Source organism: Micromonospora sp. R311 (assembly GCF_056780015.1).
In genome coordinates this window covers 1-25,911 of the sequence record NZ_JBSWCE010000063.1, presented here as the reverse complement: position 1 = coordinate 25,911, position 25,911 = coordinate 1, and the positions used below count along the sequence as shown (strand labels likewise).

General features: G+C 73.0%; 27 protein-coding genes. 12 read left to right on the top strand and 15 right to left on the bottom strand.

Features of this window, described 5'->3' with window-relative positions; genetic code table 11:
• Positions 1-59: 59 nt before the first annotated feature.
• Positions 60-2,150, bottom strand: coding sequence for a PHP domain-containing protein (locus tag AC1WTP_RS32770; protein ID WP_481653105.1), 2,091 nt, complete (start codon positions 2,148-2,150; stop codon positions 60-62).
• Positions 2,151-2,785: 635 nt separating this feature from the next.
• On the opposite strand from AC1WTP_RS32770, the gene AC1WTP_RS32765 reads away from it, so the two are divergent.
• The 3 genes from AC1WTP_RS32765 to AC1WTP_RS32755 all read left to right on the top strand — a co-directional run bounded on the left by AC1WTP_RS32765 (position 2,786) and on the right by AC1WTP_RS32755 (position 5,922).
• Entirely contained in the window at positions 2,786-3,319 is a 534-nt protein-coding gene (locus AC1WTP_RS32765; RefSeq protein WP_481653104.1) for a hypothetical protein, read from the top strand.
• Between the two features lie 1,015 nt (positions 3,320-4,334).
• Positions 4,335-4,631, top strand: a complete 297-nt coding sequence (locus tag AC1WTP_RS32760; protein WP_481653103.1) for a hypothetical protein — start codon at positions 4,335-4,337, stop codon at positions 4,629-4,631.
• Positions 4,632-4,839: 208 nt separating this feature from the next.
• Complete coding sequence (locus tag AC1WTP_RS32755; RefSeq protein WP_481653102.1) at positions 4,840-5,922, top strand: NAD-dependent epimerase/dehydratase family protein; 1,083 nt, start codon at positions 4,840-4,842, stop codon at positions 5,920-5,922.
• Positions 5,923-6,037: 115 nt separating this feature from the next.
• On the opposite strand, the gene AC1WTP_RS32750 is transcribed toward AC1WTP_RS32755, so the two are convergent.
• The 7 genes from AC1WTP_RS32750 to AC1WTP_RS32720 all read right to left on the bottom strand — a co-directional run bounded on the left by AC1WTP_RS32750 (position 6,038) and on the right by AC1WTP_RS32720 (position 11,986).
• A complete protein-coding gene (locus tag AC1WTP_RS32750; protein WP_481653101.1) occupies positions 6,038-7,189 on the bottom strand; it encodes a hypothetical protein in 1,152 nt (383 codons plus the stop codon).
• Positions 7,190-7,251: 62 nt separating this feature from the next.
• A complete protein-coding gene (locus AC1WTP_RS32745; protein WP_481653100.1) occupies positions 7,252-8,001 on the bottom strand; it encodes a ZIP family metal transporter in 750 nt (249 codons plus the stop codon).
• A gap of 93 nt (positions 8,002-8,094) precedes the next feature.
• Positions 8,095-9,288, bottom strand: a complete 1,194-nt coding sequence (locus AC1WTP_RS32740; RefSeq protein WP_481653099.1) for a GNAT family N-acetyltransferase — start codon at positions 9,286-9,288, stop codon at positions 8,095-8,097.
• 46 nt (positions 9,289-9,334) lie between these two features.
• Positions 9,335-10,027, bottom strand: coding sequence for a hypothetical protein (locus AC1WTP_RS32735; protein WP_481653098.1), 693 nt, complete (start codon positions 10,025-10,027; stop codon positions 9,335-9,337).
• Positions 10,024-10,842 carry an ATP-binding cassette domain-containing protein gene (locus AC1WTP_RS32730; protein ID WP_481653097.1) on the bottom strand — a complete coding sequence of 273 codons (819 nt, stop codon included), beginning with the start codon at positions 10,840-10,842 and terminating at the stop codon, positions 10,024-10,026. The genes AC1WTP_RS32735 and AC1WTP_RS32730 overlap by 4 nt, the downstream gene beginning before the upstream one ends.
• Entirely contained in the window at positions 10,839-11,177 is a 339-nt protein-coding gene (locus AC1WTP_RS32725; RefSeq protein WP_481653096.1) for a PadR family transcriptional regulator, read from the bottom strand. The genes AC1WTP_RS32730 and AC1WTP_RS32725 overlap by 4 nt, the downstream gene beginning before the upstream one ends.
• An 89-nt stretch (positions 11,178-11,266) precedes the next feature.
• Positions 11,267-11,986, bottom strand: a complete 720-nt coding sequence (locus AC1WTP_RS32720; protein ID WP_481653095.1) for a PP2C family protein-serine/threonine phosphatase — start codon at positions 11,984-11,986, stop codon at positions 11,267-11,269.
• A 62-nt stretch (positions 11,987-12,048) separates the two neighbouring features.
• Here AC1WTP_RS32720 and AC1WTP_RS32715 point away from each other — a divergent pair, with 62 nt between their 5' ends.
• Positions 12,049-13,071 (top strand): helix-turn-helix domain-containing protein, encoded by a 1,023-nt coding sequence (locus AC1WTP_RS32715; protein WP_481653094.1) that lies wholly within the window; start codon positions 12,049-12,051, stop codon positions 13,069-13,071.
• A 22-nt stretch (positions 13,072-13,093) separates the two neighbouring features.
• Here AC1WTP_RS32715 and AC1WTP_RS32710 read toward each other — a convergent pair whose 3' ends face one another.
• Positions 13,094-13,726, bottom strand: coding sequence for a helix-turn-helix domain-containing protein (locus tag AC1WTP_RS32710; RefSeq protein ID WP_481653093.1), 633 nt, complete (start codon positions 13,724-13,726; stop codon positions 13,094-13,096).
• Positions 13,727-13,810: 84 nt separating this feature from the next.
• Here AC1WTP_RS32710 and AC1WTP_RS32705 point away from each other — a divergent pair, with 84 nt between their 5' ends.
• Positions 13,811-15,136 carry a benzoate/H(+) symporter BenE family transporter gene (locus AC1WTP_RS32705; RefSeq protein WP_481653092.1) on the top strand — a complete coding sequence of 442 codons (1,326 nt, stop codon included), beginning with the start codon at positions 13,811-13,813 and terminating at the stop codon, positions 15,134-15,136.
• 265 nt (positions 15,137-15,401) lie between these two features.
• Here the strand turns inward: AC1WTP_RS32705 and AC1WTP_RS32700 are convergent, their stop codons facing one another.
• From AC1WTP_RS32700 to AC1WTP_RS32685, 4 genes are all read right to left on the bottom strand, one after another.
• Complete coding sequence (locus AC1WTP_RS32700; RefSeq protein ID WP_481653091.1) at positions 15,402-15,776, bottom strand: hypothetical protein; 375 nt, start codon at positions 15,774-15,776, stop codon at positions 15,402-15,404.
• A gap of 117 nt (positions 15,777-15,893) precedes the next feature.
• Entirely contained in the window at positions 15,894-16,142 is a 249-nt protein-coding gene (locus tag AC1WTP_RS32695) for a hypothetical protein (RefSeq protein WP_481653090.1), read from the bottom strand.
• An 81-nt stretch (positions 16,143-16,223) separates the two neighbouring features.
• Entirely contained in the window at positions 16,224-16,700 is a 477-nt protein-coding gene (gene mscL / locus AC1WTP_RS32690) for a large conductance mechanosensitive channel protein MscL (RefSeq protein WP_481653089.1), read from the bottom strand.
• 39 nt (positions 16,701-16,739) lie between these two features.
• Complete coding sequence (locus AC1WTP_RS32685; protein WP_481653088.1) at positions 16,740-17,423, bottom strand: FadR/GntR family transcriptional regulator; 684 nt, start codon at positions 17,421-17,423, stop codon at positions 16,740-16,742.
• Positions 17,424-17,584: 161 nt separating this feature from the next.
• Between AC1WTP_RS32685 and AC1WTP_RS32680 the strand changes: the two genes are divergently transcribed.
• Positions 17,585-18,739 (top strand): MFS transporter, encoded by a 1,155-nt coding sequence (locus tag AC1WTP_RS32680; RefSeq protein ID WP_481653107.1) that lies wholly within the window; start codon positions 17,585-17,587, stop codon positions 18,737-18,739.
• 10 nt (positions 18,740-18,749) lie between these two features.
• Here AC1WTP_RS32680 and AC1WTP_RS32675 read toward each other — a convergent pair whose 3' ends face one another.
• Positions 18,750-19,106 carry an STAS domain-containing protein gene (locus tag AC1WTP_RS32675; RefSeq protein WP_088642031.1) on the bottom strand — a complete coding sequence of 119 codons (357 nt, stop codon included), beginning with the start codon at positions 19,104-19,106 and terminating at the stop codon, positions 18,750-18,752.
• A gap of 164 nt (positions 19,107-19,270) precedes the next feature.
• Here AC1WTP_RS32675 and AC1WTP_RS32670 point away from each other — a divergent pair, with 164 nt between their 5' ends.
• Genes AC1WTP_RS32670 through AC1WTP_RS32645 form a run of 6 tightly spaced genes read left to right on the top strand, consistent with a single transcriptional unit; the run spans position 19,271 to position 24,860 of the window.
• Positions 19,271-20,131, top strand: a complete 861-nt coding sequence (locus AC1WTP_RS32670) for an STAS domain-containing protein (protein WP_481653087.1) — start codon at positions 19,271-19,273, stop codon at positions 20,129-20,131.
• Positions 20,131-20,544: an STAS domain-containing protein gene (locus AC1WTP_RS32665; protein ID WP_481653086.1), complete on the top strand. Its 414-nt coding sequence runs from the start codon at positions 20,131-20,133 to the stop codon at positions 20,542-20,544. The genes AC1WTP_RS32670 and AC1WTP_RS32665 overlap by 1 nt, the downstream gene beginning before the upstream one ends.
• Positions 20,541-20,960, top strand: coding sequence for an ATP-binding protein (locus AC1WTP_RS32660; protein WP_481653085.1), 420 nt, complete (start codon positions 20,541-20,543; stop codon positions 20,958-20,960). The genes AC1WTP_RS32665 and AC1WTP_RS32660 overlap by 4 nt, the downstream gene beginning before the upstream one ends.
• Positions 20,957-21,970: a SpoIIE family protein phosphatase gene (locus tag AC1WTP_RS32655; RefSeq protein WP_481653084.1), complete on the top strand. Its 1,014-nt coding sequence runs from the start codon at positions 20,957-20,959 to the stop codon at positions 21,968-21,970. Before AC1WTP_RS32660 ends, AC1WTP_RS32655 begins: the two co-directional genes overlap by 4 nt.
• Positions 21,971-21,993: 23 nt before the next feature.
• On the top strand, positions 21,994-23,319 hold the full coding sequence (locus tag AC1WTP_RS32650) for an ATP-binding protein (RefSeq protein ID WP_481653106.1): 1,326 nt from the start codon (positions 21,994-21,996) through the stop codon (positions 23,317-23,319).
• Positions 23,320-23,321: 2 nt separating this feature from the next.
• On the top strand, positions 23,322-24,860 hold the full coding sequence (locus tag AC1WTP_RS32645; protein ID WP_481653083.1) for a SpoIIE family protein phosphatase: 1,539 nt from the start codon (positions 23,322-23,324) through the stop codon (positions 24,858-24,860).
• An 88-nt stretch (positions 24,861-24,948) separates the two neighbouring features.
• Here AC1WTP_RS32645 and AC1WTP_RS32640 read toward each other — a convergent pair whose 3' ends face one another.
• Positions 24,949-25,638 (bottom strand): helix-turn-helix domain-containing protein, encoded by a 690-nt coding sequence (locus AC1WTP_RS32640; RefSeq protein ID WP_481653082.1) that lies wholly within the window; start codon positions 25,636-25,638, stop codon positions 24,949-24,951.
• Positions 25,639-25,911: the final 273 nt, after the last annotated feature.

Below are 25,911 nucleotides of genomic sequence, written 5' to 3'. Positions count from 1 at the left end.
CACAACATCACCCTCGCGAGCTGAGCACCAACCCGGTCCCGGGCAACGCCTTCACCGGGTTACGAGACAGCCCTTAGCTTGATGGGTGACGACTTTTGGCTGAGCGCCTGCAAGACCTCCCCCCGCAGGTGCGAGCCCTTCGCCAACGCGGTCAGCTGCTTGTGGTAGTCCTCCTGGTCCTGTTCCCCGTGGAGTTTGATGCGGACAGCGCCTGACATGTGGCGGTTGAGTTCCCGGATGCGCTTCTTGCGCTGGTCACGGCGATCACGGCGGACTCCGGCGAGCTGGGTGAGGAGGTCATGTCGTTCGGCGAGGACGCGTTCCAGCGCGGGGACCAGAATCTGCTCCTTACGTGTGGCGGCGTCGTCGAGCGTGGTCTTGGCGCTCTGAAGTTCGGCGAGGCTCTTTTTGAGGGCGGCAAGCCCGCGGCCGTCGGTGTCGATTTTCGCGAGCTCCTCGGCGAATCGGGCGTCGAAGTGCGTGTTCCGATCCCGCCATTCGGCTGCGACGGCCGCCAACTCAGTCCGGGCTTCGTGGTAGGCGGCGGCCAAGGCGACGTTGACCTGGTCGATCTTCTGGTGCAGGCTCGCATACGCTGCGGCGGCCCGATCGCACAGGTCTTGGTTCGACGCGTTGTCGGCCGCATGCTTGAACGCTGGCGGCTTCTTCACCGCGGGTGTCTCCTTCAGCCCGCTGGCCTGGTCGACCTTTCCCAGGCGGGCTTTCTCGCGGCTCCACCTCTCCTGCTGCTGGATGATGTCGTCGCTGAAAAACCCGGCGAGCTCCGCCAGGCGGGCCGTGGTCTCGGGCAAGGTGGCGAGCTGGCCCTCGATCCTCTTGATCTCCCTCCGAAGGCGGGTGATCTGAGTGGAGTTCTCCTCAAGGTTTGCAAGGACCTGCTGCTCGGTGGCCTTCAGGTCGCTGAGGTCGAGGGAGGCGTCGATTAGCGCCATCCGGCCGACAGGAGTGCGTGCGAACTCGATCACCTCGCCCTGGGAGAAGGCACGGATGGTGATCAGACCGTCATCCAGGACGACTGCTGCCTCGGTCGCGTCGATGACCTCGGGTGCCGGTGACCGGTCGCCGGTGAAGACCCGGCGGACGCTGTACTGCGCTGGTCCCCGCTGAATGATCAGCTCGACCGTCGCGTTGACACCGAGTGCCTTGCCGAGCCGGGAGTCAACCTCCTGCCTGATATGAGGGAAGTCCTTGCCGCTGGTCTGCTGGTCGAGCGCGAACCGGATGATCTCAAGCAGCAGAGATTTGCCGGCGCCGGTCCCACCGAGCAGGCAGTTCAAGTCCGGCGAGAAGTTGAAGAGGTGCCCGTCGAGGAAGCCACCGGTGACCTTCACCGCACGGATGATCGGGTGGGTTGGTTCGGTGGGCGGTTCGAGTCGAAGTCGTAGTGATGGGTCCTCCAGCGCGTGGCGCAGCCCGGCGAGGTCTGGCCGGGATGCCTTGATCCAGGTGCGGCGCGAGCCGATTCCGGCGAGCACGTGTGTGCTGTGACCGGGGAGGGTGGTGTCAGCACCGCGCACGCAGGCGAGTTCGCGCTCGCCGTGGGTCTGGATCCGGACATCGCAGGCCGTGTCCATCTCGGCAATCTCGACGGCGGCCAAAGCGGGCTCAAGCAGGACTGCCTTCACGTGCGCCCGCACTGAGTGCCGCAGCAGACCTTTTTCGCGGTCGACGTGGGCGGCGATCGCGAGGCCACCGGACTCGGCGACGATCCGCGCGGCTTGACCGAAGTCCTTGTCTGAACAGATATCGAGCCGCCCCCGGTTGGCATGGGAGATCCCAAGACGGGTGAGGACTTCCTCGATGGCCACAGTCGGCGTGTCGCTCTCCCAGACTGCCAGGAGGTGCCCGTCCTTCGTGCTGATCTCGACGCCCGGCAGCACGATCAGGTTGTGGCCCACGGCGGCCTGCCGTACGCGGTCGCACCAGGCTGCCGTGTTGTGGTCAGTGACCGCGATTGCGTCGAGGCCGGCGGCGATCGCGGCCGCGATGATCTCCTCCGGAGTGGTCGCCCCGTACTTGTCCAGCTGCTCGTGAACGTCGCGCGACGCGGGTGTGTGGACGTGCAGGTCGACGGCCCAGAACGAGGCTGGGCCGTCGACGCGCGGGGTTGGCTTGTTGTCAACCGGCACCAAGGCCGCCCTTTCGATGGTCGGCCGACGTCAGCACCACAGAGTCGACAGGCTGCCATAAACGGGACTATGGGCAAGGTGCCTCTTGGCATCCACTCCGGCGTACCGTTAATGTTCAGACTGACTTGCCCGGGCGGAGCTGGCACTCCACCCGGACCGTGGCGTTCCTGACGAAGGCCATGATGGTCAACAAGGATGACGGCGCGGCGGGACCTGGTCCTGCCGCGCCGTCTGCGCTTCAAGTCCAGAGCCCTCCGCTCCGCGGATCACCTTAGACCTCGCCAGTGACGCTGCGCAACCAGGCTTTGGTCGTCAGCAAACCAAGGGACCGCTCAAACGTGTCCCAGAGACAAGATCTTGCTCCTGCAGCATCTAAGTAGTCTTGAGGGACAAAGCCGTACCGCTGTGACTATGATGTGATCATGGCTTCCCACGCAGACAGTAACGAGGGCAACGAGGCAGCGTCACGCCCTCCTCGCGTCGGCGGCGGTAGCGACACATGGTCAGCCGACCTTACGAGAAGTATCGGCAATCAAATCCGATACTGGCGGCGCCGGAGAAAGCTAACGACCCAGAGGCTATCCGACCTGACTGCCTCGGTAGGGCAACGAATCCCGCCGACGGTCCTCACCAACTTGGAGCACCGGCGACGCGACTACATCAGCATCGGCGAACTGCTGCTAATCGCCACAGCACTGAACGTTCCGCCGGTTTTGCTTATTGCACCCATAGGTCAGGCCGAGCAAATCCAAGTCCTGCCCTCCACTAGCACCTCGCCATGGCGGACACGCGGTTGGCTAATGGGCGCTCTGCCGCTGATCGGAGCCGAATTCGACCTAGCCGAATGGAACGATGCAACCACGGCAATCAAGCTCTACGACGCGCACCGACTGCTCACGCGTACCTACCAGCAGACGACCCGTCGTCTCAAGGAGCTCGACGACGACCGAATGGATGTCTTCCCAGGAAGGCAATGGCCGGAAGAATCGCTTGCCCAGCGTACCGCCTTCCGAAGTGCGCTACTGAGCCAACTCGCCACATACCTTGAGCACCTACGCGCCCATCGCAAGCGAATCGCCGATATGGGCCTAGTGCTACCGGAGTTGCCCCCCGAGGTCGAAACAGATTTGAATCGTCCGTTCTTCGGTGGTCATAGCGACACCATTTGACCCGTGCTTTGTGCAGTGACGCAATCCTGAGGGCTGGCCATCCAAGTAGTTGCATCGGTCGGCGCAGCGAGGACCTGTGCGCGAGCCGTCAGCGATCAACAAAAAGGTGGGCCGTGGTACTCCATCGTCCTGCTCGTGGGCTGACTCGATGGGTCCATACTATCCGAGCCGCGGCTCACGAACTGCCGAGCACCCCGCGAGCTACCTGAGTCCAAATAGGACCGGCGATGCGCTGCCAGCTTGTAACGTATTGCAGGTCAGCGCTGCAATCCCTATACGACTGTCGATGCAATACATCGTGGTCTGCGGATTAAAAGTCCACAGCTCTGCCATTGAGCTAGCGGCCCGCGCGCTCAGGTTACCGGACTTCCCGGGCACGCGACTCTCGGCTTACGAGCCGCCCGGGCACCGGGCGGCAGCGTGCTGGCGTGACCAAGGACGAGTGGGCGCACCCGTCCCAGGACTCGGCCGGGCTCACATCGGATTGTCACCGGCGAAGGTCGTTCGTTCGCGCCAACCGGGCGTTCTTTGCAGGGCCGCCCTGGGAGAGCATCCGGGCGGCCTCTGCCATCGAGGGAGAGACCTGTCGGACGACCACACGCAGCAGACAGGCGTGACCCCTAACCGAGTCCTTTGCTCTGCTTCAACCCACGCAGCGAAACCTGCGCCGACTGTTTGCGTGGGTTGAAGCAGAGCAAAGCGTGCGTAACGGGGTTGGCCGGCCCGGGCCGGGAGGGATGCCGACGTGCACGGTCGGCGAACCATCCGTGTGCCCGAGGACGCCTACCGCGTCGGCGCCGGCGTGTTGACCCTCTGAACCGCCGAGGCCACAGCCCGGGCCCCGTTCAGGGCACCGGAGTGGGCCGAGCCGCGCGGGCACGAGGTGGCACGCCCCGGGCGCCGCCAGCGGTACGCCTTCGCGCCCCGGTCCGGCTTTCCCGTGGCCGGTCGGGGCGGACCCTGGCGCTCGGGCAGGCATGGCCGGGCCGGCGTCGGGAACGGTGCCGGTATGAGGATGAGCAGCACCCCGGCTGTGGCGGCGTCCGGCGAGGAGATCGGCCCGGACGGCGTACGGGAGCCGGGCGGCGAGGTGCACGCCTGGCTGCCGGGGCAGAACCAGACCGTCTGCGGCCTCCCGCTCAGCCGCACCCGGCTGCGGCGCTTCCCGCACGTCAGGTTCGACTACGCCGGCACGGACCAGCTCACCGAGGCCGACCCGGTCGGTTGGATCTGCCCGCGCTGCCTGGCCGCCACGGCCGGCCGGCGGCGCGACGAGAAGCGCGGCTGGGTCCGCCACGCCCCCCGTCCGTGACGGTCGTTCCGCCTCGTTCCGGCCCGGCGCACCGGATGCGGCGCACGACCCGCCGAGGCCGCTGCGGTGAGAGGTGCCCGAGGCCGGCACGGCACGAGCTCCCGGGCGTGGACGGCCGGGAGAGCGAGCGTGCGCGAAGCGGCTCCCACCGCCGCAGCCGGCAACGGGACGCGCGGTTGACGGGCGGCTGACCGGGTACGGGTCGGGCATGCGGATCGTGGTGGTGGGGGCGACCGGCAACGCCGGTACCGCCCTGTTGCGCCGGCTGCGCCGGGAGCGTGGAGTGGAGCTGGCCGGGGTGGTCCGTCGGCTGCCCGGCCCGGAGGCCGGTGAGCCGTACGACCAGGTGGAGTGGCACTCCTGCGACATCGGCCGGCCGGGCGCGACCGACCAGCTCGCCGAGGTCTTCGGCGGGGCGGACGCGGTGGTGCACCTGGCCTGGCAGATCCAGCCCAGCCACGACCAGCGGGTGCTGCTCCGGACCAACGTCGAGGGCAGCCGGGCGGTGATCGACGCGGTGGTCCGGGCCAAGGTCCCGGCGCTGGTGTACGCCTCGTCGGTCGGCACCTACGCCCCCGGCCCGAAGGACCACCCGGTCAGCGAGCGCTGGCCGGCGACCGGGGTGCCCGCGTCGTCGTACAGCCGGCACAAGGCCGAGGTCGAGGTGCTGCTCGACCGGGTGGAGCGCGAGCACCCGGAGTTGCGCGTGGTGCGGATGCGACCCGGGTTGAACTTCCAGCGGGAGGCCGCCACGGAGATCAGCCGGTACTTCCTCGGCCCGTTCGCGCCGGTCCGGTTGCTGAAGTACGGCCGGATCCCGCTGGTGCCGACGCACCGCCGGCTGCGGATGCAGGCGGTGCACACCGACGACGTCGCCGACGCGTACGCCCGGGCGCTGCTGGGTGATGCGCGCGGCGCCTTCAACCTGGCCGCGGACCCGGTGCTGACCCCGGAGCTGGTGGCCCGGCACTTCCACGGCTGGACGGTCCCGGTGGCCGCCCCGGTGCTGCACGTCGCGGCGGCGCTGACCTGGCGGGCACGGTTGCAACCGATCGACCCCGGCTGGGTGCAGCTGGCGCTGAACGCGCCGCTGATGTCCAGCGAGCGGGCCGAACGGGAGCTGGGTTGGGAGCCCCGCACCGACGCGCTCGCCGCCCTGAAGGAACTCTTCGCCGGCATGGCCACCCGCGCCCACACCGCCAGCCCCCCGATGTCCGCCGCCCGTACCCTCCCCGGCCGCCCCGCCGCCCTCCTCCGCGCCCGCCCCGCCGGCCACCGAAACCCCTACTGACCCTCCCGCTCTAGGGCGTTGATCATGGAGTTAGCGGCGGCGGCGTCGGCGTGTCGTGACGCTAACCTCATGATCAACGGGGTGGGGCCCCGGGCGGACGCCGGGACGGGAGGGGTTAGGGGCGGGCGCCGAGGAAGAAGATGCCGGGGCGGCCGGGGGTCTCGAATCTGCCGCTGGGGTTGCGGCGGAGGGTGGAGGTCTCGATCTTCAGGGTGCCGGTGCGGTTGTTGCTGACGAAGAAGATCGCGCCGCCGCCCTCGTTCGCCTTGTTGCCCTCGATGATCGTGCCGGCGATCCGGAGCGTGAACTCGTTGCCGTCGCAGTAGATCGCGCCGCCGCTGCCGCCGCCCGGGGTGCCGGCCCGGGCCGGGTTGGCGCCGTTGCCGATCGCCTCGTTGCGGGTGAAGACGCTGTTCAGCACCACCCAGGAGACGCCGATGCTGCTCAACGCCCCGCCGTTGGCGCAGGAGCCGCCGTCGAAGGTGCTCTGCACCACGTACACCGGCTTGTTCTCGTGCTGGCTGAGCACCCGGACGGCGGCGCCGCCCAGGTCGGGGCCGGTGCGGTCGCAGCGGTTGCGGACGAAGCGCGAGTTGACGACCGTGAACCGGCCGCCCCGGACGAAGATCGCGCCCCCGCCGCCGCCCTCGGCCCTCTCTCCGGTGGAGTTGCCGTCGGCGAAGGTCAGGTTCTGCACGGTGAGCCGCGGGTGGTCCTGGTTCTGGCAGTGCGAGGTGGTCCACCCCTGGGCGCTGTCGCAGGTGTTCATGTAGAGGATGCGCCGCCGGCCCTGCCCGCTGAGCGTGACCTTGCCGCCGCCGTCCAGCACCACCTTCGGCCCGTTGGCGTTGCGCACCTTGGCGGTGGCCTTCATCGCGATGGTCACCGGGTCGGGCCCGCAGTCGAAGGTGATGATCCCGCCGGCCGCGACCGCCTTGACCACCGCCTCGGACGTGCAGCTCGCCGCGGTGCCGGTGCCGATCCGGCGGGTCGGCTTCGACGTGTCGACGGCCCGCGCCTCGGCCGGCACGCCGGCGCGGCCGGTCGGGTTGCCGGCCTTCAGCACCCCGCCGGCCGGCGGCTTCGGGCTGGTGCTCGCCCCCGGGCCGCCGAGCCCCACCCGGGCCGCCGGGGCGACCTCCCGGCCGGGCGTGGCGCTCGCCGACGGCTCGGTCCGCGCCGGGCCGGGGCCGGACGATCCGCAGGCCGCCAGGCCCGCCGTGGCGACGGTCAGGACGAGCAGGACGAGAAGGGACTTCGGGCGCACCCCGTGATGCTAGGAGCCCGACGGCCGTCCGGGCGGATGCGCCGGCCCGGTTTAACCCGGAGCTAAGAATGGACGACCGCGAAGCCGGTCAGGAACCCGACCACCGTGATCAGCCCGACGAGCAGGTGCGCTTCCTCGTACGCCTCGGGCAGCATGGTGTCGCTGATCATGGCGAGGATGCCGCCCGCCGCCAACGCCGTGATCGTCGCCTTCGCCGCCGGTGGGGCGTGCCCCAACAGGACGTAGCCGGCCACCGCGGCGACGGCGGTGGCCAGCGCGATGCCGGTCCAGAGCGTGAAGACCCAGCGCCGGCTCCGGCCGGCCCGACGCATGCCCGCCGCGCTGGACAGCCCCTCCGGCAGGTTGCTGAGGAAGACCGCGGCCACCGTGACCAGGCTGATCGGTCCACCGCCGAGCAGGCTGGCCCCGATCACCACCGATTCGGGTACGCCGTCCAGCAGCGCGCCGAGCGCGATCGCGTTGCCCGAGCCGGGCGATTCGGCCTCGGTCGGCTGCCGCCTGCCGGAGCGCTTGCGGTGCCGCCCGCCCCGCACGGTCGGCAGCAGGTTGGCCAGCGTGAAGGCCACCGCCCCGGCCCCCGCGCCGAGCGCGGTCGGCAGCAGCCCGGCCTCGCTGTGCGCCTTGGCGACCAGCTCGAAGGAGACGGCCGAGAAGAGCACGCCCGCGCCGAACGCCATGACGGACGCGTTGACCCGCTGCGGCACCCGGGCGAACCAGCCCGCCGCCGCCCCGATCAGCAGGGCGGAGCCGGCCACCAGCCCCCACCCACCCGCCTCCAACCATCCGGGCACGTGCCGGACGCTACCGGGGCCGGGCGGCCCGGACGCCGGGAGCGGACTACTGTCCGGAAGTGGTGGCCAGACGGGTGCGGATCGGGGCAGCGGTCAGAAGTCGGCGAAGAGGTACGGCAGCCGGCGTGGAAAGAGCCGGCGCAGCTCCGCAGCGGCGTCCGCCGGCACGTCACCCAGGCCGCGCAGGTGCACCTCGGCCGGGTCGAGCACCCCGTACGCGAGCGCGGAGAGCCCGGCGGCGGTCAGCGTGGCCTTGGGCGGGGTGCCGGCGGCCGGGCCGGTGACCAGCTCCAGCGAGCCGGTCGTGCCGTCCAGCAGGTACGCCCCGGCCAGCCAGCGGTCACCGGTCAGCTCGACCCGGACCCGGCCCGGCCCGGCGGGCAGCCCGGTCAGGGCGTCCACCGAGAGCAGCCGGGCCATCGGGGCGGAGGAGCCGGGCCGGGCCACCCGCGCCTCGACGTGCACGGCCAGGTCGGTCAGCCACAGCTCGGGCAGCTCGTCGGCGGGGAGCTGGACGGTCACCTTCTCCACCTGGTCGACGTGCCGGGCGAAGAACTGCAGCAGCAGCGCCCGGGCGTACGGGTCGGCGGCGAGCAGGTCGTCGGCGACCAGGGTGCCGCCGTGGTCGTCGATCCGGTAGGTCACCGCGCCGGTGACCGTCCCGCCGCTGCGGGCGGTGAGCAGCCAGTGCTCGTCGCGGTCGCGCAGCCCGACGTCGCGGTAGTCCGGGAAGAGCGCGAAGCCGTGCCGCTCGCGCAGGCAGCGCTCGGTGAACTCGCGCCAGGCCGGGTAGCCGGCGCCGATCCGCTCCCAGCCCACCTCGCCGGGCAGGTCGGCGCGGAGCAGCTCGCCGAGGTCGGCCGGGGAGAAGGTGACGGTACGCGGCTTCGGCAGCCCGACGTAGCCGAACCGGCCGTAGAACGACGGCCGGAACGGGTAGAGCGCGGTGAGCTGGTGCCCCTCGTCGCGCATCTCGTCGAGGAGCTGGTGCAGCAGGGTCCGCACGTGCCCCTTGCGGCGGGCCAGCGGGTGGCTGGCCACCCCGGCGACGCCGGCCATCGGCAGCACCGCACCGCGCAGGTTCTGCCGCATCGGGATGGCCGAGGCGGCGGCCAGCGTGCTGCCGTCCTCCGTCACGACCAGCGTCCGGTTGCCCTCGTTGTAGGGCAGGTAGCGGCGGAACTCCTCGGCGCGGGCCGCGCTGCGCGGCGATGCCTCGAAGGCGTACGCGCCGAGCACGAAGCTGGTGGTCAGTCGTTCCTCGGAACTCACCCGGCGGACCGTCATCCGATCATCCCAACCCGACCGGCCCGCCGGCGCAACCGGAATCCGCTCAGCCGGTGGGCAGCTGCCGCAGGTGCCGGCGCGGGCGCAGCCGTACGGTGAACACCGCCGCCACGGTGAGCACCAGCAGCGCGGTGACGACGAGCCCGTGCAGCGAGCCCCGGCTCAGGTAGCCGTCGTCGGTGTGGTCGACCGCCCAGGTGGCGATCTCCCGGCTGGACCAGAACGGGGTCAGTTTCGCCCCCGACCCGGCCGGGTCGATCAGCATCTGCACCGCCACCACGGTGAGCAGCAGCAGCGTCCCCTCCAACTCGCGGGGGAGGACCGCGCCGATCAGCATCCCGAACGGAGCCGCCACCGCCACGCAGCAGAGCATCGCCACGGCCACCCCGCCGTACCGCAGGTTGGCCGCGTCGACGACGGTGAGCAGGAAGAACGGCACGGAGATGGCCAGCCCGAGCGCCCAGAGCCCGAGCATCCGGCCCAGGTAGAGGTGGTGCGGCCGGTAGCCGGCCAGCCGCAGCCGCGGCTCCAGCTCGCGGGCCGCCCCGGTGGCGAAGAGCGCCGCGGTGCTCACCGCCCAGCTGATGCCGAGCAGCAGCGACCGGACCGACTGACCGATGTAGGCGTCCCGCCGGATCAGCCAGAAGGTCAACGGCATCAACAGCAGGAGCAGCAGTACGCCCCGGCGGCGCACCAGCTCCCGCAGGGTCATCTCGGCGACGGTGACGAGCCGGTTCACGGGCGCCCTCCCTGGGTGGCCGGGGTCAGGTCGAGCACGAGGTCGACCCGGTCGAGCTGGTTGAGCAGGTGGGTCACCACGACGATGGCCCGGCCCTCGTCGCGCAGCCGGACGAGCTGGTCCCAGAAGTTGACGTAGGTGCCCTGGTCGAAACCCTGGTAGGGCTCGTCGAGCAGCAGCACGTCCGGTTGGCTGAGGGTGGACATGGTGAGGTTCAGCTTCTGTCGGGTGCCGCCGGAGAGGTGCCGGGCCAGCACGTCGCCGCCGGCCTCCCAGCCGAGCTGGCGGGCGGCCGAGCGACCGGCCCGCCGGGCCTGGCCGCGGTCCACCCCCTGACCGGCGCCCACCAGCACGAAGTGCTCGTCGGGCAGGAGGAAGTCGGCGGTGCCGCCCTGCTGCGGGCAGTAGCCCAGCCGGCCGGAGACGGTCACCTCACCCGCGTCCGGCGAGACCAGCCCGGCGCAGATCCGCAGGAAGGTGCTCTTGCCGCAGCCGTTCGCGCCGACCACGGCCGCGATCTGCCCGGCCCGGACGGTCAGCGTCGCGTCGCGTAGCACCGTTCGCCGCCCGTACCGCTTGGTGATGCCCTGCGCGTGCAGCCGGACCGGCCCGGGCCGTGGGCCCGGCATGGTGCCGATGCTCTCCACGACTGCGGCGGCGTACTCCCGTGGCGGCCCGAAGACCAGCCACGGGTCGCCGCCGCCGTCGCGCAGGTGTGTGGCGGCCTCGGCGACCACGTGCCGGGCGGCGTCCGCCGCGACCCGGCGCTGGTGCAACTCGGCCGCGAACGCCCGCAGCCAGTCGTCGACGTTCACCCGTCGACCCCCTTCGTGACGATGCCGCTCACCGGGGCGACGAAGGCGAGCCAGGCGCGGCCGTCCTGGCGCAGCGCCGCCCGCCCGCTGTCGGTGAGCCGGTAGTACTTGCGGGCCGGCCCCGCCGCCCCCTCCCGCCACTCGGCGGCGACCAGGCCGGTGCGTTGCAGCCGGAGCAGCACCGGATAGAGGGTGCCGCCCTGGATCGGCCCGACGCCCGCCGCGTCGAGCGCCTGGGCGAGCTGGTAGCCGTAGGACTCGCCCTCGCGGAGCAGGGCCAGGACGCAGAGGTCGAGCACCCCGCGCAGCCACTGCCCACGCCGGTCGGAATCCACCCGCAGCACCCTAGCGACGCCAGCTAGATGGCACAACTACCTACTGGCCGACGAGGGACCGGCGCGCGGTGCCCCCGGTCGCGCCGCGATCAGACGGCGGTGACGTCGGAGACCACGACGGTGACGTTGTCCGGGGCGCCGGCCTGGTGGGCGAGCTTGACGAGTTGCTCGCCGCACTGCTGGCGGTCGCCGTACATGGCCAGCGCGGCGGCGATCTCCGCGTCGGCCACGTAGTCGGAGAGCCCGTCGCTGCACAGCAGCAGGCGGTCGCCGGCGGCCACGGTCAGCGTCCCGATCACCGGCGGAGTGTCGCCGCCCTGCACCGCCCGGGTCACCAGCGACCGCTGCGGGTGGTGCCGGGCCTGCTCCGGCGAGAGCGCGCCCTGGTCGACCAGCGCCTGCACGAAGGTGTCGTCCCGGGTGAGCTGGGCCAGCGCCCCGTCCCGCAGCAGGTAGCAGCGGGAGTCGCCGACCTGGGCCAGCACCAGCGTGTCCCCGGCGAGCAGGGCGGCGGTCAGCGTCGTACCCATCCCCTCACGTGCCGGGTCGACGGTGATGGCCGCGTGGATGCGCTGGTTGGCGGTGCTCACCACGGCGCGCAGCGCGTCCGCCGCCTCGTCGGGGGTCGACGGCGGGGTCAGCTCGTCGAGGATCCGGATGACGATCTCGCTCGCCACCTCGCCCGCGGGCAGGCCGCCCATGCCGTCCGCCACCGCGATCAGGCGGTCACCGGCGAGGGCGGAGTCCTCGTTGTTGGTGCGGACCAGGCCGATGTCGTTGCGGATGGCCGAGCGGAGGATCAGCGTCATGCGACAAGCTTGCCAAGAACACCCTGCCGCCGTCTCTACGCACTACTGCGTAGGGTTGGGGAATGATGCCGGTGTCCATGGTCGGGCGCGCCGGTGAGCTGGCCGAGCTCGACCGGGCCTGGTCCATCGTGGCCGCCGGGCGGCGGGCCGCGCCGACCGTCGCGGTGATCAGCGGCGGTGCCGGAGTGGGCAAGAGCCTGCTGGTCGCCGCCGCGCTGGACACGTTCGCGCCGCGGCCGGCGGTGGTGCTCTCCGGCGCGGCCCGGGTGCACGACCCGGCGCCCTACGACTGGCTGGCCGCCGTGCTCAGCGGGCGGGACACCGGCGGGCTCGACCTGCCCCCGGACGCGCTCGCCTGGCTCGCCCAGCAGCCCACCGCGCCGCGCGAGCGCTACGCCCCGGGCGCCCTGCTCCGCCTCGCCGTGCGGACCGTCCGGCTGCTGGTCGGCGCCGGTCCGGCCGTGCTGGTGGTGGAGGACCTGCACGCGCTCGACCCGGCCAGCCTGAACCTGATCGGCGAGCTGGCCACCGCCGCCGACCTGCCGGCGCTGCTGCTGGTGGCCACCCGGCCCGCCGAGGACGCGGTCGCGCCGGACCTCGCGGCCCGCGCGCTGGCCCGGCTCTGCGGCGTGCCCGGCGCGGTGCGCCAGCACCTCGGCCCGCTGCGCCCGGCCGAGGTCGCCGAGGTGCTGGCCCAGGTGTACGCCGGCACCCGCCCACCCGCCGCACTGGTGCGCGCGGTCTGCGCGCGGACCGGCGGCAACCCGTACGCGCTGACCGAACTGCTCGCCGCGCACGCCGGTCAGGAGCCGGAGGCGCTGCTCCTGCCACCGGTGGCGCCACCGCCCCGGGTGCCGGCGCAGTTCGGCGCCGGCGAGGTCGAGCTGACCGGGCGGGAGCTGGAGGTGCTCGGCTGCCTGGTCGCCGGGATGTCCAACAAGCAGGTGGCCCGGGCGCTCGGCATCTCGGTGCGGACGGTCACCGTGCACGTGTCCAACCTGCTGCGCAAGACCGGGGCGGCGTCGCGTACCGAGGCGGCGATCTGGGCGGTGCGGCACCGGTTGCCCGCGCCGGTGGACGGCTGACCGCCGGTGCCCGGCTGGCCGCTCACGCCTCGGGTGTCTCGCCGACGCCGGGCAGGCCGACGGCGCCGCGCGCGGGGCCTTCACTCGCACCGCCGCCCCGGTGCGGGTAGCGCAGCAGGAGGCTGGCCGCCACCTCCTCGTCGCCGACCGCCGCGTAGAGGTGCGGCACGTCCGACGTCCAGCGCAGGTGCCCGCCGGCCGCCGCGGTGAGCGGGGCGTCCACCGGCCCGGCGCGCAGCACGCCGGCGAAGACGGTGACGTGCTCGGTGACGCCGGGCTGGTGCGCGGGGGAGAGCTGGCCCGGGCCCGGCGCGACCCGCATCCGGTACAGCTCGTAGGTGGCGTCGGCGTCGTCGAAGACCTCGAGCAGGGTGGCGCTGACCGCCGCGCCGCGCACGGTCGGCGAACCGGCCGGCCCGGCGAGCACCGCGGTCAGCGGCACGCCGAGCTGTGCGGTCACCGCGTAGAGCGTCTCCAGGGTGGGGTTGCGGGTGCCGTTCTCCAGCCCGGAGAGGGTCGCCTTGCCCACCCCGGCCAGCCGGGCCAGCGTGGAGAGCGAGATGCCGCGCTCCTCGCGTAGGGCGCGGACCCGGCGGCCGACCGCGGCGGCGCCCGGGTCGGGGGCCGGTCGGCGGGTTGGTGAGGGCTGCGGCACCCCGCTATCGTGCTACACGACCGCTGTTCCGTTTACGGAACGATGGCGACGGGGCGCTCACCGGCGCCGGGGTGGGAGGCGGGAATGGCCGGACGCGCGCAACCGGTGCTGGCCGGGGTGGTCACCGCGCTGGTCGGCTTCGCCAGTTCGTTCACCGTGGTGCTGGCCGGCCTGCGGGCCGTCGGCGCCACCGACGCGCAGGCCGCGTCCGGGCTGCTCGCGCTCTGCCTCGCGTCCGGCCTCTGCGCCGGCTGGCTCGGCCTGCGGCACCGGCTGCCGATGAGCATCGCCTGGTCCACCCCGGGCGCGGCGCTGCTCGTGGCCACCGGCCCGGTGCCCGGCGGCTGGCCGGTCGCGGTCGGGGCGTTCCTGGTCTGCGGTGGGCTGATCGTGGCCGCCGGGCTGTTCCCGGTGCTCGGCCGGGCCGTCGCGGCGATCCCGCAGCCGGTGGCCGGCGCGATGCTGGCCGGCGTGCTGCTCCCGCTCTGCACCGCGCCGGTCCGTGCGCTGGTCGAGGTGCCCCGGCTGGCCGGGCCGGTGGTGCTGGCCTGGCTGCTGCTGCACCGCTTCGCGCGTCGCTGGGCGGTGCCCGGCGCGCTGGTGGTGGCGGTGGCGGCGATCGCGCTGACCACGCCGGCCGCCGGCCTGGGCGACATCGGGCTGCGCCCGGTGGTCGAGCTGACCGCGCCGGCCTGGAACGCCGCCGCGCTGGTCGGGCTGGCCCTGCCGCTCTTCCTGGTCACCATGGCCGCGCAGAACGTGCCGGGAACGGCGGTGCTGGTCGGCTACGGCTACCGGCCGCCGCTCGGCTCGGCGTTGCGGGTCACCGGGCTGGCCAGCGCCGCCGCCGCGCCCGCCGGGGGGCACGCGGTCAACCTCGCCGCGATCACCGCCGCGCTCGCCGCCGGCCCGGACGCCCACCCGGACCCGGACCGCCGCTGGATCGCCTCGGTGACCGCCGGGCTCGGGCTGGCCCTGCTCGGCCTGGGCGCGGGGGCTGCCACCGCGCTGGTCGCGCTCTCCCCACCGGTGCTGATCGAGGCGGTCGCCGGCCTGGCGCTGCTCGGCGCGCTGGCCACCGCGCTCACCTCGGCGCTGGCCGAGCCGGCGGCCCGCGAGGCCGCGGTGGTCACCTTCGTGGTCACCGCCTCCGGGGTGACCCTGCTCGGCGTCGGCGGCGCGTTCTGGGGGCTGGTCGCCGGCGGGCTGATGCTGCTGCTCTTCCGCCGCCGCCACGCCGGGCCGACTCCGACGTCTCCCGACGCACCCGCGCCGCCGGCCCCTGCGTCGGCCGCTCGCAGGCCGGCTGGGCCGGGGGCGGCCGAGGTCGCGGCGTCGTTCCGGCCGGCTCCGGTCGATCCGGCGGCTACGGTCCACCCGGCATCGAGCGGCGGGCGGGCCAGCGACTGACCTGTGCCCGCTGTCGAGCTGAATCGTCCACGACATAGCGGCGTCCCACCTCGCCCGCCTCGTGCAGTGCTCGGAGCACACCCACCCGCGACGTGCTGGCGCTCGTGACCGGCCCGCATCGACTCCAGATCGCCGACGTGGCGGTGACCGCACCGTGCGGACACCGCCACGTCGGCGAAACGGGTGGCCCTGAATCGCCTACGACATCAGCTCGACAGCATGCGGACGGATGATCTCCGTACCGGCGCCGGCCCGGTCGGCGGCGTCACTCCTCGGGGGAGAGGTCGCCGGCCGGGACGGTGAGCCGGACCCGGTCGTCGGCGATCGCGGCGATCTGGTCGGCCAGCACGTAGACCGCGCCGGTGCGGACCAGGTCGGTGGAGACCTTCAGGTAGCCGCTGTGCAGCAGCCGGGCCGCCAGGTCGGCCGGCACGTCCGGCTCCTCGACCGCGGTCGACTCGATCAGCTCGTCCAGGCTGCTGCCCGGGTCGGCGGTCGGCGCCTGCACGGTCACCGCGGTCGGGTCACCCCGCTGGACCAGGTCCACGGTGCCGACCTCGGTGCCGGCGGCGTCGATCACCCGCATCCCGGTGGTGACCTTGGAGATGGTCCCCTGCTGCTCGGTGCCCTGCTCGCTCATGCTGGCGCGGTTCCCGGCCCCCGCTCCGACTAAACGCCACCCGGCGCTGAGCCGCGGGAAGATCTTGGAAGAAACCGGCCCCCACAGGGGCCGAAATCCTCCAAGATCCAAAGGGGGTCAGACCCCGGTCGCCCAGCCGCCCGGCGGTCGGGGGGAGAGTTCCCGCCAGTCGTCCGGCCCGTCGAGCAGCGCGCGGACCGTCTCCTCCGCCTCGTCGGCACTGTCGTACTCGTAGAACTGGGAGATCCCCTCGGCGCCGCCCGCCCGCTGCTCCACGTGCCAGCGGTCGGCGTCCACCCGGAGGAAGACGTCCCGCCGGGCCAGCCGCCCCCATTTCCCGTTCCACCAGTGCTTTCGCTGCTCCATGGCGGGACTCTATCGAACATACGTACGAGGATGGGCGACCCCCACGGGATTCCCGTGGGGGTCGATGTGCGGGTGCCGGATTCAGCGCGCGGTGGGCGGTTCCGGCCGCCGGTCGAGCACGTCGTCGAGCGCGCCGCGCTGCTGACCGGGGGTCTGGTGACCGGCGGCGACCAGCGCGTCGCGGATCTCGGTGAGCAGCCGGACCTCCTCGCTCGGTGCCGAGGGCGGCGGCTCCTCGCCCCGCTTGCGCCGCTCGGCGAGCTTGTTCATCGGGTAGACGACCAGGAAGTACAGCGCCGCCGCGGTGAGCAGGAAGGTGATCACCGCGTTGACGAAGGCGATCCAGTCGAAGGGGATCTCGCCGCGGAACTTCGGCGCGGTGCCGGCCAGGCCCTTGTCGCTGCCGGTGATCAGCAGCACGAAGACCCGGATCAGTGGCTCCAGGAACGACTTGGTGAGCTGGGTGACCACGCCGGTGAAGGCGGCGCCGATGACGACACCGACCGCCAGGTCGATGACGTTTCCGCGCATGATGAAGTCTTTGAAGCCCTTGAGCATCCGTACTCCCGAGGTGTCCGGTCTTCCGTCCGGGACAACCTATGCCCCCGGCGGGGGCTCCAGGAAAGCGCCGGCTTCGATGGCCGCCCGGGTCGGGTCGCCGGCCCGGATCGCCTCGACCAACCGGGAGTGGTCGACGTAGCGCTCCGGCTCCAGCGCCTCGCCCATCGACCGGGCGACCGTGCTGCGCAGCGCGGCGCCGACCGAGGCGTACAGCTCGGCGAGCATGCCGTTGTGCGCGGCGGCGACCACCGTGCTGTGCAGCGCGGCGTCGGCCTCCACGAACTCGTCGACCCGGCCGCCGCGCCAGGCCGCCTCCCGGGCGGCGAGCGCGCCGTCGAGCGCCGTCAGGTCCTCGGGCGTACGCCGCAGCGCGGCGAGCCGGGCGGCCTCCACCTCGAAGGCCCGGCGCACCTCGACCACCTCGGCCATCCGGTCGTCGGTGAGCCGGCGGGCCACCACCGGGGCCAGTTCGTCGGTGGACACCACGTACGTCCCGGAGCCCTGCCGGCACTCCAGCACCCCGGCGTGCACCAGCGCCCGGACCGCCTCGCGGACCGTGTTGCGCCCCACCCCGAGCGCCGCCACCAGCTGTGGCTCGGTGGGGATCCGGCCGCCCACCGGCCACTCGCCGCCGAGGATCCGCTCCCGGAGCTGCTCGATGGTCTGCCGGACCCGGTGGCCGCGGGGCGGCACGGCGACGGAATCAACCGACGGTGGCACTGGTTACAACTCCTGCCCGAAATTCATCCCATGATTGTAGGTTCGAACGTATGACCCCGCCACCGACCGCCGTCCCGGCCGCCCCCACCACCGTCCCGGTGCAGACCGCGCCGGCCCGCGGCCCGCACCCGGTGACCGGCGGCCTGCTGGTGCTGGTCGGGATGCTCCTCGTGGCGGTCAACCTGCGCGCCGCGGTGACCAGCCTCGGCGCCCTGCTCGACGAGGTACGCGGCGGACTGGCGCTATCCGGCACGATGGCCGGCGTCGTCACCACCCTGCCCACCATCGCGTTCGCCGGGCTCGGGGCGCTCACCCCGTGGCTGGTCCGCCGGTTCGCGCCGGCCCGTGTGCTGCTGGTCGCGATGGCCGCACTCGCCACCGGTCAACTGCTCCGGGTGCTGACCGACTCGGCGCCGGTCTTCCTGCTCACCAGCGCGCTCGCGCTGGCCGGCATCGCGGTGGCGAACATCCTGCTGCCGATGCTGGTCAAGCAGCACTTCCCGCACCGCACCGGGCTGGTCACCGGGGCGTACACGATGGCGCTGACGGTGGGCACCACGGTGGCCGCGGCGTCGGCAGTGCCGATCGCGCACGCGTTCGGCTCGTGGCGGGCCGGGCTGGGCGTCTGGGCCGGGCTGGCCGCGCTGGCCGTACTGCCGTGGGTGCCGCTGGCGCTGCGGGCCCGGGCGGCCGCGCGGCGGGCGACCCCGGCGGCGGCCGCGCCGGCCCGGGTCCGGATCCGGCCGGGGCGGACCCGGCTCGGCTGGGCGATGGCGATCTACTTCGGCGCGCAGTCGCTCAGCGGGTACGCGATCATGGGCTGGCTGGCCCAGTTGTTCCGGGACGCCGGCTACCGCCCGCAGGACGCCGGGCTGCTGCTCGCCGGGGTCACCGCGCTCGGCGTGCCGATCGCGCTGCTGATGCCGACCCTGGCCGGCCGGTTGCGGACGCTGCGCCCGCTGGTGCTGTCGCTGACCGTCGCGTCGACCCTGGCCTACCTCGGGCTGGCGGTGGCGCCGCACGGGGGCGCGCTGCTCTGGGTCGCGCTGCTGGCGCTCGGGCAGGGCGCGTTCCCGCTGATCCTGACCACCATCGGGCTGCGCGCCCGGACCGCCGACGGCACGGTGGCGTTGTCGGCGTTCGCGCAGAGCACCGGCTACGTCATCGCCGCCCTGGGGCCGCTGCTGGTCGGCGTGCTCTACGAGGCGACCGGTGGCTGGACCGCGCCGATCGGGTTCCTGCTGGTCGCGCTCGCGGTGCAGACGGGCGCGGGCATGGTGATCGCCCGTCCCCGGCACATCGAGGACGAGGCGTGAGGCGGAACGCTCAGGAGGAGGCCGGGGTGGGGTCGCCGGCGACGGCCTGCTCGACCGTGGGGTAGGTGTGCAGCACCTCGACCAGTCCGCTGACCTCGAGGATGCGCAGCACGCCCCGTTGCGGAGCGGCCAGCCGCACCACCCCGCCGGCCTCGTCGCAGCTGTTCTTCGCGCGTACGAACACCGACAACCCGGTGGAGTCGCAGAACGAGACCTCCGCCAGGTCGAACACCAGGCGACTGCGGCCCTTGTCGAGCAGGTCGGTGATCTGGTCCTGCAGCTGCGGTGCGGTCGCCATGTCCAGCTCGCCCGCGACCGACACGACGACCACGTCGCCGCGCTGTTCCGTGTGCACCGTCAAGGACATACGCCAGACCTCCTGTTATCGGTTGGAACGGTATCCCACCGCGCGGGGAGTACGCAGAACGGGAGCCGGTATCCGGTGTCCTTGGTCATTCCCTTGCATCGTGACAAGTAGTTGCCGGGGGCCGGTGATAGAGTCCGCCGGGTCCAGGTCGAGGGGGGGTTGCCATGGCGCTGAGCGCCGAGGAGAGCAGTCGACTTGCCGGTCTGTTGACCGAGCACGCCGAGCGGGTCACGCAGCGGTGGACGGAGATCGTCGCCAGCTCGTTGCGCGGCCGGCTGAGCCAGGCCGAGCTGCGCCGGCAGGTGCAGGAGCTGCACCAGGGCATGGTCGCCGCGAGCGGGCACGGCGTCCTCGACCTCGAGGCCGAGCACGCCACCGAGCTGCGCGCCGTGCTCTCCGAGCTGTCCCGCGGCCGGGCCCGGCAGGGCTTCTCCGCCACCGAGACCGCGATCAGCGTGTTCGCGCTCAAGGACGTGCTGCTGGAGCTGATGGAGGCGAACGCCGACGCGAACCCGCTCCGCGACTACGTCGCCTTCTCCGGCCTGGTCGACCAGATGGGCCTGTTCACCTTCGAGAGCTTCGTCCGCACCCGGGAGAGCCTGATCGCCGACCAGGCGGAGCAGCTGCTGGAACTCTCCACCCCGGTGGTGAAGCTCTGGGAGGGCGTGGTCGCCGTGCCGCTGGTCGGCACCCTCGACTCGGCCCGCGCCCAGGTGGTGATGGAGCGGCTGCTGCAGACCCTGGTCGACACCGGCTCGCCGTACGCGATCATCGACATCACCGGCGTCCCGGCGGTGGACACCCAGGTCGCCCAGCACATCCTGAAGACCGTGGTGGCCGCCCGGCTGATGGGCGCCGACTGCATCATCTCCGGCATCCGGCCGCAGATCGCGCAGACGATCGTGGCGCTCGGCATCGAGTTCGGCGACATCGCCACCAAGGCCAGCCTGGCCGACGCGCTGCGGCACGTGCTGCGGCTGACCGGGGTGGAGACCGGTCGCCGGCAGCTCCGCCGGGACGCGTGATGGAGCGGGTCCCGATCCTCAAGATCGGCGACATCCTGCTGGTCTCCATCCAGGTCGACATGTCCGACCAGACCGCGGTCCAGCTCCAGGAGGACCTGGCCGAGCGGATCGTCGCCACCGGCAGCCACGGGGTGATCATCGACATCACCGCCCTGGACATCGTCGACTCGTTCGTCGGCCGGATGCTCTCCACCATCGCCTCGATCTCCAAGGTGCTCGACGCCGAGACGGTGGTCGTCGGGATGCGGCCCGCGGTGGCCATCACGCTGGTGGAGCTCGGCCTGTCGCTGAACGGCATCCGTACCGCGCTGAACGTCGAACGGGGGATGGAACTGATCGCGGCCGCCCGCGCCGACGAGTCCGACCTCGACGTCGACGACGAACCGGACGTCGAGACGACGGCCTCGTCATGACCACCGGAGTCGACCTGGGCCACCCGCAGGCGCAGGCGATCCAGAGCGACGAGGACGTGGTGCGCGTCCGGCAGCTGGTCCGGACGGTGGCGGTGGCCGCCAAGCTCTCCCTGGTCGACCAGACCAAGCTGGTCACCGCGGCCAGCGAGCTGGCCCGCAACACCCTGGTCTACGGCGGCGGCGGCAACGTCGAGGTGACCGTGGTGGACAACGGCCGCCGGCGCGGCGTACGGATCGTCTTCGCCGACTCCGGGCCGGGCATCGCCGACCTCGACCTGGCGCTCACCGACGGCTACACCACCGGCGGCGGGCTCGGGCTCGGGCTCAGCGGCGCGCGCCGGCTGGTCGACGATTTCGCCATCGAGACCGGGGCGGGTGAGGGCACCCGGGTGACGGTCACCAAGTGGTCCCGATGACCGTGGAGACGGTGCCGGACCGGGGCATCTGGTTCCGGGTAGAGACCAGCAGCGCGGCCAGCGCCGTACGCCGGGCCGCCGAACGCCTCGGCGGGCAGCTGGGCCTCGGCGATGCCCGTACCGCCGATCTGGCCATCGTCGCCGCCGAGCTGACCAGCAACCTGGTCAAGCACGCCGAGGAGGGGAGCCTGCTGCTCCGCCCGGTGCGTCGGGAACACGAGGCCGGGGTGGAGCTGGTCGCCGTCGACTCGGGGCCGGGGATGGCCGACCTCACCGTCTCCTCCCGGGACGGGCACTCCACCGCCGGCACCCTCGGCATCGGGCTCGGCGCGATCGTCCGGCAGGCCGGTTGGTTCGACGGCTACTCCCGGCCCGGCCGGGGTACGGTGCTCGCCGTGCAGATCTGGCCCGGCGAGCCGGCCGAGCCGACCTGGGTCGGCGGGCTGACCCGGCCGTTGACCGGCGAGTCGGTCAGCGGCGACGGGTTCGCCGCGCGGGTCGTCGAGGGCCGGCACCAGGTGCTGGTCTGCGACGGCCTGGGGCACGGCCCGCTGGCCTGCGCCGCCACGGACGCCGCCCTCGCCGCGTTCCGGGCCGCGCCGGCCGGGCCGCCGGCCGCGGTGGTCCAGCACCTGCACCGGTCGATGTCGCACACCCGGGGCGCCGCGCTCGCCGTCGCCGAGCCGGACCCGACGGCCGGCGTGCTGCGCTACTCCGGGCTGGGCAACATCGCCGCCGCCGTGGTCGGCGCGGACGGCCGGCGGCGGGGGCTGGTCTCGCTGCCCGGCATCGCCGGCCACCAGCGCCCCGCGGTGCGGGAGTACGACTACCCCTTCGACCCGGCCGCGCTGCTGCTGATGCACAGTGACGGTGTGGTCGACCGCTGGCAGCTCACCGACTATCCCGGCCTGACCGAGCGGTCGCCGCTGGTGGTGGCCGCGACGGTGCTGCGCGACGCGGGCGTCCGCCGCGACGACGCCTGCGTCCTGGTCGCCCGGGCGTGGTCGTGACCGTCCCGGAGCCGCTGCTGCGGATGGCGCTGCGGGTGGAGCACGACATCTTCCTGGTGCGCCAGCGCGGTCGGGAGGTGGCCGCCGCGGTGGGGCTGGAGCACCAGGACCAGGTCCGGGTGGCCACCGCGCTCAGCGAGGTGGCGCGCGACCTGCTGCGCGCCGCCGGCGGGGCGGACGTGACGTTCCGCCTGGCGGACGGCGCCGATGACGGTAGGCGCCAGCTGCGGGTGGACCTCGCACCGATGACCCCGCTGCCCGGCGACCGGTACGAGCCGGAGTCGGGTGCGGTGGCGCGGCTGGTGGACAAGCTGGGCGTGGTCACCGGGGAGGGAGATACGGTCGTGAGGATGTCCCGACGTGTCCCGGCCACCGCCCCGGCGCTGACACCGGAGCGTCTCACCGAGATCCGCGCCGAACTCGGTCGCAGCGCTCCGGGCAGCGCCGTCGACGAACTCGCCATGCAGAACCAGCAGCTGATCGCCGCGCTGGACGAGGTACGCAGCCAGCGCGACGAGCTGGCCGTGCTGAACGAGGAGCTGCAGGAGACCAACCGCGGCGTGATGGCGCTCTACAACCAGCTCACCGAGGAGCTGGAGGAGACCAACCGCGGCGTGGTGGCGCTCTACGCCGAGCTGGACGAGAAGTCGGCCCAGCTGCGGGCGGCGAGTGAGTCGAAGAGCCGGTTCCTGGCCAACGTCAGCCACGAGCTGCGCGCCCCGGTCACCTCGATCATGGGGCTGGGCCGGCTGCTGACCGACTCCGCCTCCGACCCGCTCACCGGCGAGCAGGCCCGCCAGGTCGGTCTGATCCGCTCCTCGGCGGCCGACCTGCTCGCCCTGGTCAACGAGTTGCTCGACCTCGCCAAGGCGGAGTCCGGGCGGATCGAGCCGGACTGGGCGGAGGTGGACCTGCGGCCGGTCCTCGGTCAGCTGCGCGGCACGCTGCGGGCGCTGACCCGGCCGGAGGTGGAGCTGGTGGTGGAGGAGCCGCCGACGCCGTCCACGCTGCGTACCGACGAGGTGCTGCTCGGCCAGGTGCTGCGCAACCTGCTGCACAACGGGCTGAAGTTCACCGCGCACGGGGAGGTGCGGCTGCGGGCGCGGCGGCACGACGACCGCTGGCTGTTGACCGTCTCCGACACCGGGCCCGGCATCGCCGAGGAGCTGCACGAGCGGATCTTCGAGGAGTTCTACCAGGTGCCGGGCGCGACCCGGGTCGGCGGAACCGGCCTCGGCCTGCCGTACGCCCGGCGGCTGGCGACGCTGCTCGGCGGCACCCTGGACCTGGCCAGCGAGCCGGGCCGGGGCAGCACGTTCACCGTCTCCCTGCCCGTGGGCGGAGCGTGACGGTGGAAGGCGGCCCGGCGACCGTACTGGTGGTCGACGACAGCCGCACCAAGCGGTACCTGCTGGTCAGCTGGCTGACCCGGGCCGGGTTCACGGTGGTCGAGGCGGAGACCGGCGGCGAGGCGCTGGCCCGGGTCGAGGCGGAGCCGATCGACCTGGTGGTGCTCGACGTCCGGCTGCCCGACCTGAGCGGCTACGAGGTCTGCGAGCGGATCAAGTCCGCGCACCCGGCGATGGCGGTGATCCACGTCTCCGCGCACGCGGTGGACGTGCTGGACCGGGCGCAGGGGCTGACCCGGGGCGCCGACGCGTACCTGGCGGAGCCGATCGAGCCGGAGGAACTGGTCGCCACCGCGCACGCGGTGCTGCGCTACTACCAGGCCCGGCAACGGGCCGAGTTCCTGGCCGAGCGGCTGCTCGGGCTGGCCGACACCACCGTGGCGGTGCACTCGGCGCAGAACTTCAGCCGGCTGCTCGAACAGGCGGCGGCCGGCGCCGCGCAGATCTTCAAGAGCCCGGCCGCGGTGGTGGCGGAGACCTTCGACGGCGACTGCCTGGCCGGGGTCGCGGCCGGGCCGGGCGCCCAGCCGGTGGTCGTCCCGTGGGTGGTGGACGACTCCCGGGTGCCCACCGGCTCGACGGTTCGGGTGGAGGACCCGGCGGGCTGGGACATGGTCGCGTGGCCGGCCGGCGACACGGTGACGGTGGCCGCCGCCCGGTTGCGCGACGACCGGGCGCCGCTCTACGTCGTGGTCCCCACCAGCACGCAGACCCACCGCACCCCGGTGCTGGTGCAGCTCGCCCAGTCCGTGGCCGCGGCGGTGGAGGCACAGCGCTCCTTCGACGAGGAGCACCGGATCGCGGTCACCCTCCAGCGCAGCCTGCTGCCCCGCCGGATCCCGGAGGTCAACGGGCTCGACCTGGCGGTCCGCTACGAGCCGGCGAGCGCGCAGACCGAGGTGGGCGGCGACTTCTACGAGCTGGTGATGCTCGACGGGCACCTGCTGCTGGCGATCGGCGACGTGGCCGGTCACTCGCTGCACGCGGCGACCGTGATGGCCGAGCTGCGGCACGCGGTGCGGGCGTACGCGGTGGAGGGGCACCAGCCGGGCGAGATCCTGCACCGGGTCAACGAGCTGATGCGTACGCTGCTGCCCAACGAGTTGGCCACCATCTGCGTGCTGCTGCTGCACCCGCCCACCGGCCACGTCCGGCTGGCCAGCGCCGGTCACCTGCCGCCGCTGCTCAGCGTCGACGGCAAGGTCGACTTCGTGGAGCACCACGCCCCGCTGCTCGGGGTCCGCGCGCAGCGCCCGGCCGACCTGGAGTTCGTGCTGCCGGCCGGGGCGACCCTGGTCTTCTACACCGACGGGCTGATCGAGCGCCGGGACGCCACCATCGACGAGGGCCTGGCCGCGCTGGCCGCCTCCGCCGTCGAAATGGAGGACGACCTGGACCGCTTCTGCCAGCGACTGCTGGTCCAGCTGGCCCCGCCGGAGATCCACGACGACGTCGCCGTGGTGGCCCTGCGCCGTCGCTGACGGCGGGAAGAGGCCGGGCTACCTCCGACTGGACCGCCCGCCGTGGCCGGCTCGCGCCCGGCGGTCGTCAGCGGGGGCGCCGACCGGGTCAGCCGACCGAGCGGGCGTAGGCCGCCGGGGAGACGCCGGTGACCGCGGTGAACTCGCGGACCAGGTGGGCCTGGTCGCTGTAGCCGAGGTCGACGGCGAGCGCCGCCCAGTCGAGCGGTCCGCCGGCCGCCTGCTCGATGGCCTCCTGGAGCCGGTAGCGCCGGATCACCCACTTCGGGCTGACCCCGACGTGGTCCAGAAAGAGTCGTTGCAGCCGCCGGGTGGAGACGCCGTGCCGGTGGGCGAAGTCGTTCACCCGCAGCACGGAACGGTCGGTGCGGATCGCCTCGACCAGCCGGATGGTCTCCGCGGTGACCGGGTCGGTTTCGGGCGCCCAGCCGGTGAGCAGGTCGTCCAGCGCCCGGCAGCGCTCGGCGTCCGTACCGTCGCAGCGGCCGGACCCGCCGGACCCGCCGGGCCCGGCCGACGCGGCGCCGGCCGCGGCGGGCGGCCAGCGGTCGGCGAGGTCGGCGAACGACCAGCGCCGGCCGGTCAGCTCGGCGACCGACCGCCGCCAGAACGGGTGGAAGCCGCCCGGGCGGAACTGCACGCCGCTGACCCGTCCGGTGCCGGCGAGGGTGATCGAGAAGAGTTCCCGCCCGACGCCGGCGACCTCGGCCCGCTCCGGCCCGGTCCCGTCGCGCCGGAAGACCACATTGACCGCCGGGTGCGGCACGACGTGCTGCACGAACGGCTCGGTCAGCTCCCAGTCGACCAGCCAGTATGCTCCACCCAGGGGCGCAACGCGCCAGCGGGCAGGTGCCGGCGGAAGCGGACCCGACGCAGCAGCCGGGCCGGGTCCAGGATGCCCCGGCTGTCCCGGCGCGGCTGCTGTCGCATTTCTTCAAGACCGCCCTCATACCCTGGTCCTATGGCCACACAGACTAGACGAGTAGTTCCGAATCCCGGTCAGTGGTCGTAGGCGATCAGTGACCGGGTGACGGGTGCGCCGGTCTTGTTG

What these genes read in the sequence shown, in the direction of transcription:
- AC1WTP_RS32760 (WP_481653103.1), top strand. Translation starts at nt 4,335, where the DNA reads ATGAGCAGCACCCCGGCTGTGGCGGCGTCCGGCGAGGAGATCGGCCCG.
- AC1WTP_RS32755 (WP_481653102.1), top strand. Translation starts at nt 4,840, where the DNA reads ATGCGGATCGTGGTGGTGGGGGCGACCGGCAACGCCGGTACCGCCCTG.
- AC1WTP_RS32740 (WP_481653099.1), bottom strand. Translation starts at nt 9,288, where the DNA reads ATGACGGTCCGCCGGGTGAGTTCCGAGGAACGACTGACCACCAGCTTC.
- AC1WTP_RS32720 (WP_481653095.1), bottom strand. Translation starts at nt 11,986, where the DNA reads ATGACGCTGATCCTCCGCTCGGCCATCCGCAACGACATCGGCCTGGTC.
- AC1WTP_RS32715 (WP_481653094.1), top strand. Translation starts at nt 12,049, where the DNA reads ATGATGCCGGTGTCCATGGTCGGGCGCGCCGGTGAGCTGGCCGAGCTC.
- AC1WTP_RS32705 (WP_481653092.1), top strand. Translation starts at nt 13,811, where the DNA reads ATGGCCGGACGCGCGCAACCGGTGCTGGCCGGGGTGGTCACCGCGCTG.
- AC1WTP_RS32700 (WP_481653091.1), bottom strand. Translation starts at nt 15,776, where the DNA reads ATGAGCGAGCAGGGCACCGAGCAGCAGGGGACCATCTCCAAGGTCACC.
- AC1WTP_RS32695 (WP_481653090.1), bottom strand. Translation starts at nt 16,142, where the DNA reads ATGGAGCAGCGAAAGCACTGGTGGAACGGGAAATGGGGGCGGCTGGCC.
- mscL (WP_481653089.1), bottom strand. Translation starts at nt 16,700, where the DNA reads ATGCTCAAGGGCTTCAAAGACTTCATCATGCGCGGAAACGTCATCGAC.
- AC1WTP_RS32680 (WP_481653107.1), top strand. Translation starts at nt 17,585, where the DNA reads ATGCTCCTCGTGGCGGTCAACCTGCGCGCCGCGGTGACCAGCCTCGGC.
- AC1WTP_RS32675 (WP_088642031.1), bottom strand. Translation starts at nt 19,106, where the DNA reads ATGTCCTTGACGGTGCACACGGAACAGCGCGGCGACGTGGTCGTCGTG.
- AC1WTP_RS32670 (WP_481653087.1), top strand. Translation starts at nt 19,271, where the DNA reads ATGGCGCTGAGCGCCGAGGAGAGCAGTCGACTTGCCGGTCTGTTGACC.
- AC1WTP_RS32665 (WP_481653086.1), top strand. Translation starts at nt 20,131, where the DNA reads ATGGAGCGGGTCCCGATCCTCAAGATCGGCGACATCCTGCTGGTCTCC.
- AC1WTP_RS32660 (WP_481653085.1), top strand. Translation starts at nt 20,541, where the DNA reads ATGACCACCGGAGTCGACCTGGGCCACCCGCAGGCGCAGGCGATCCAG.
- AC1WTP_RS32655 (WP_481653084.1), top strand. Translation starts at nt 20,957, where the DNA reads ATGACCGTGGAGACGGTGCCGGACCGGGGCATCTGGTTCCGGGTAGAG.
- AC1WTP_RS32650 (WP_481653106.1), top strand. Translation starts at nt 21,994, where the DNA reads ATGGCGCTGCGGGTGGAGCACGACATCTTCCTGGTGCGCCAGCGCGGT.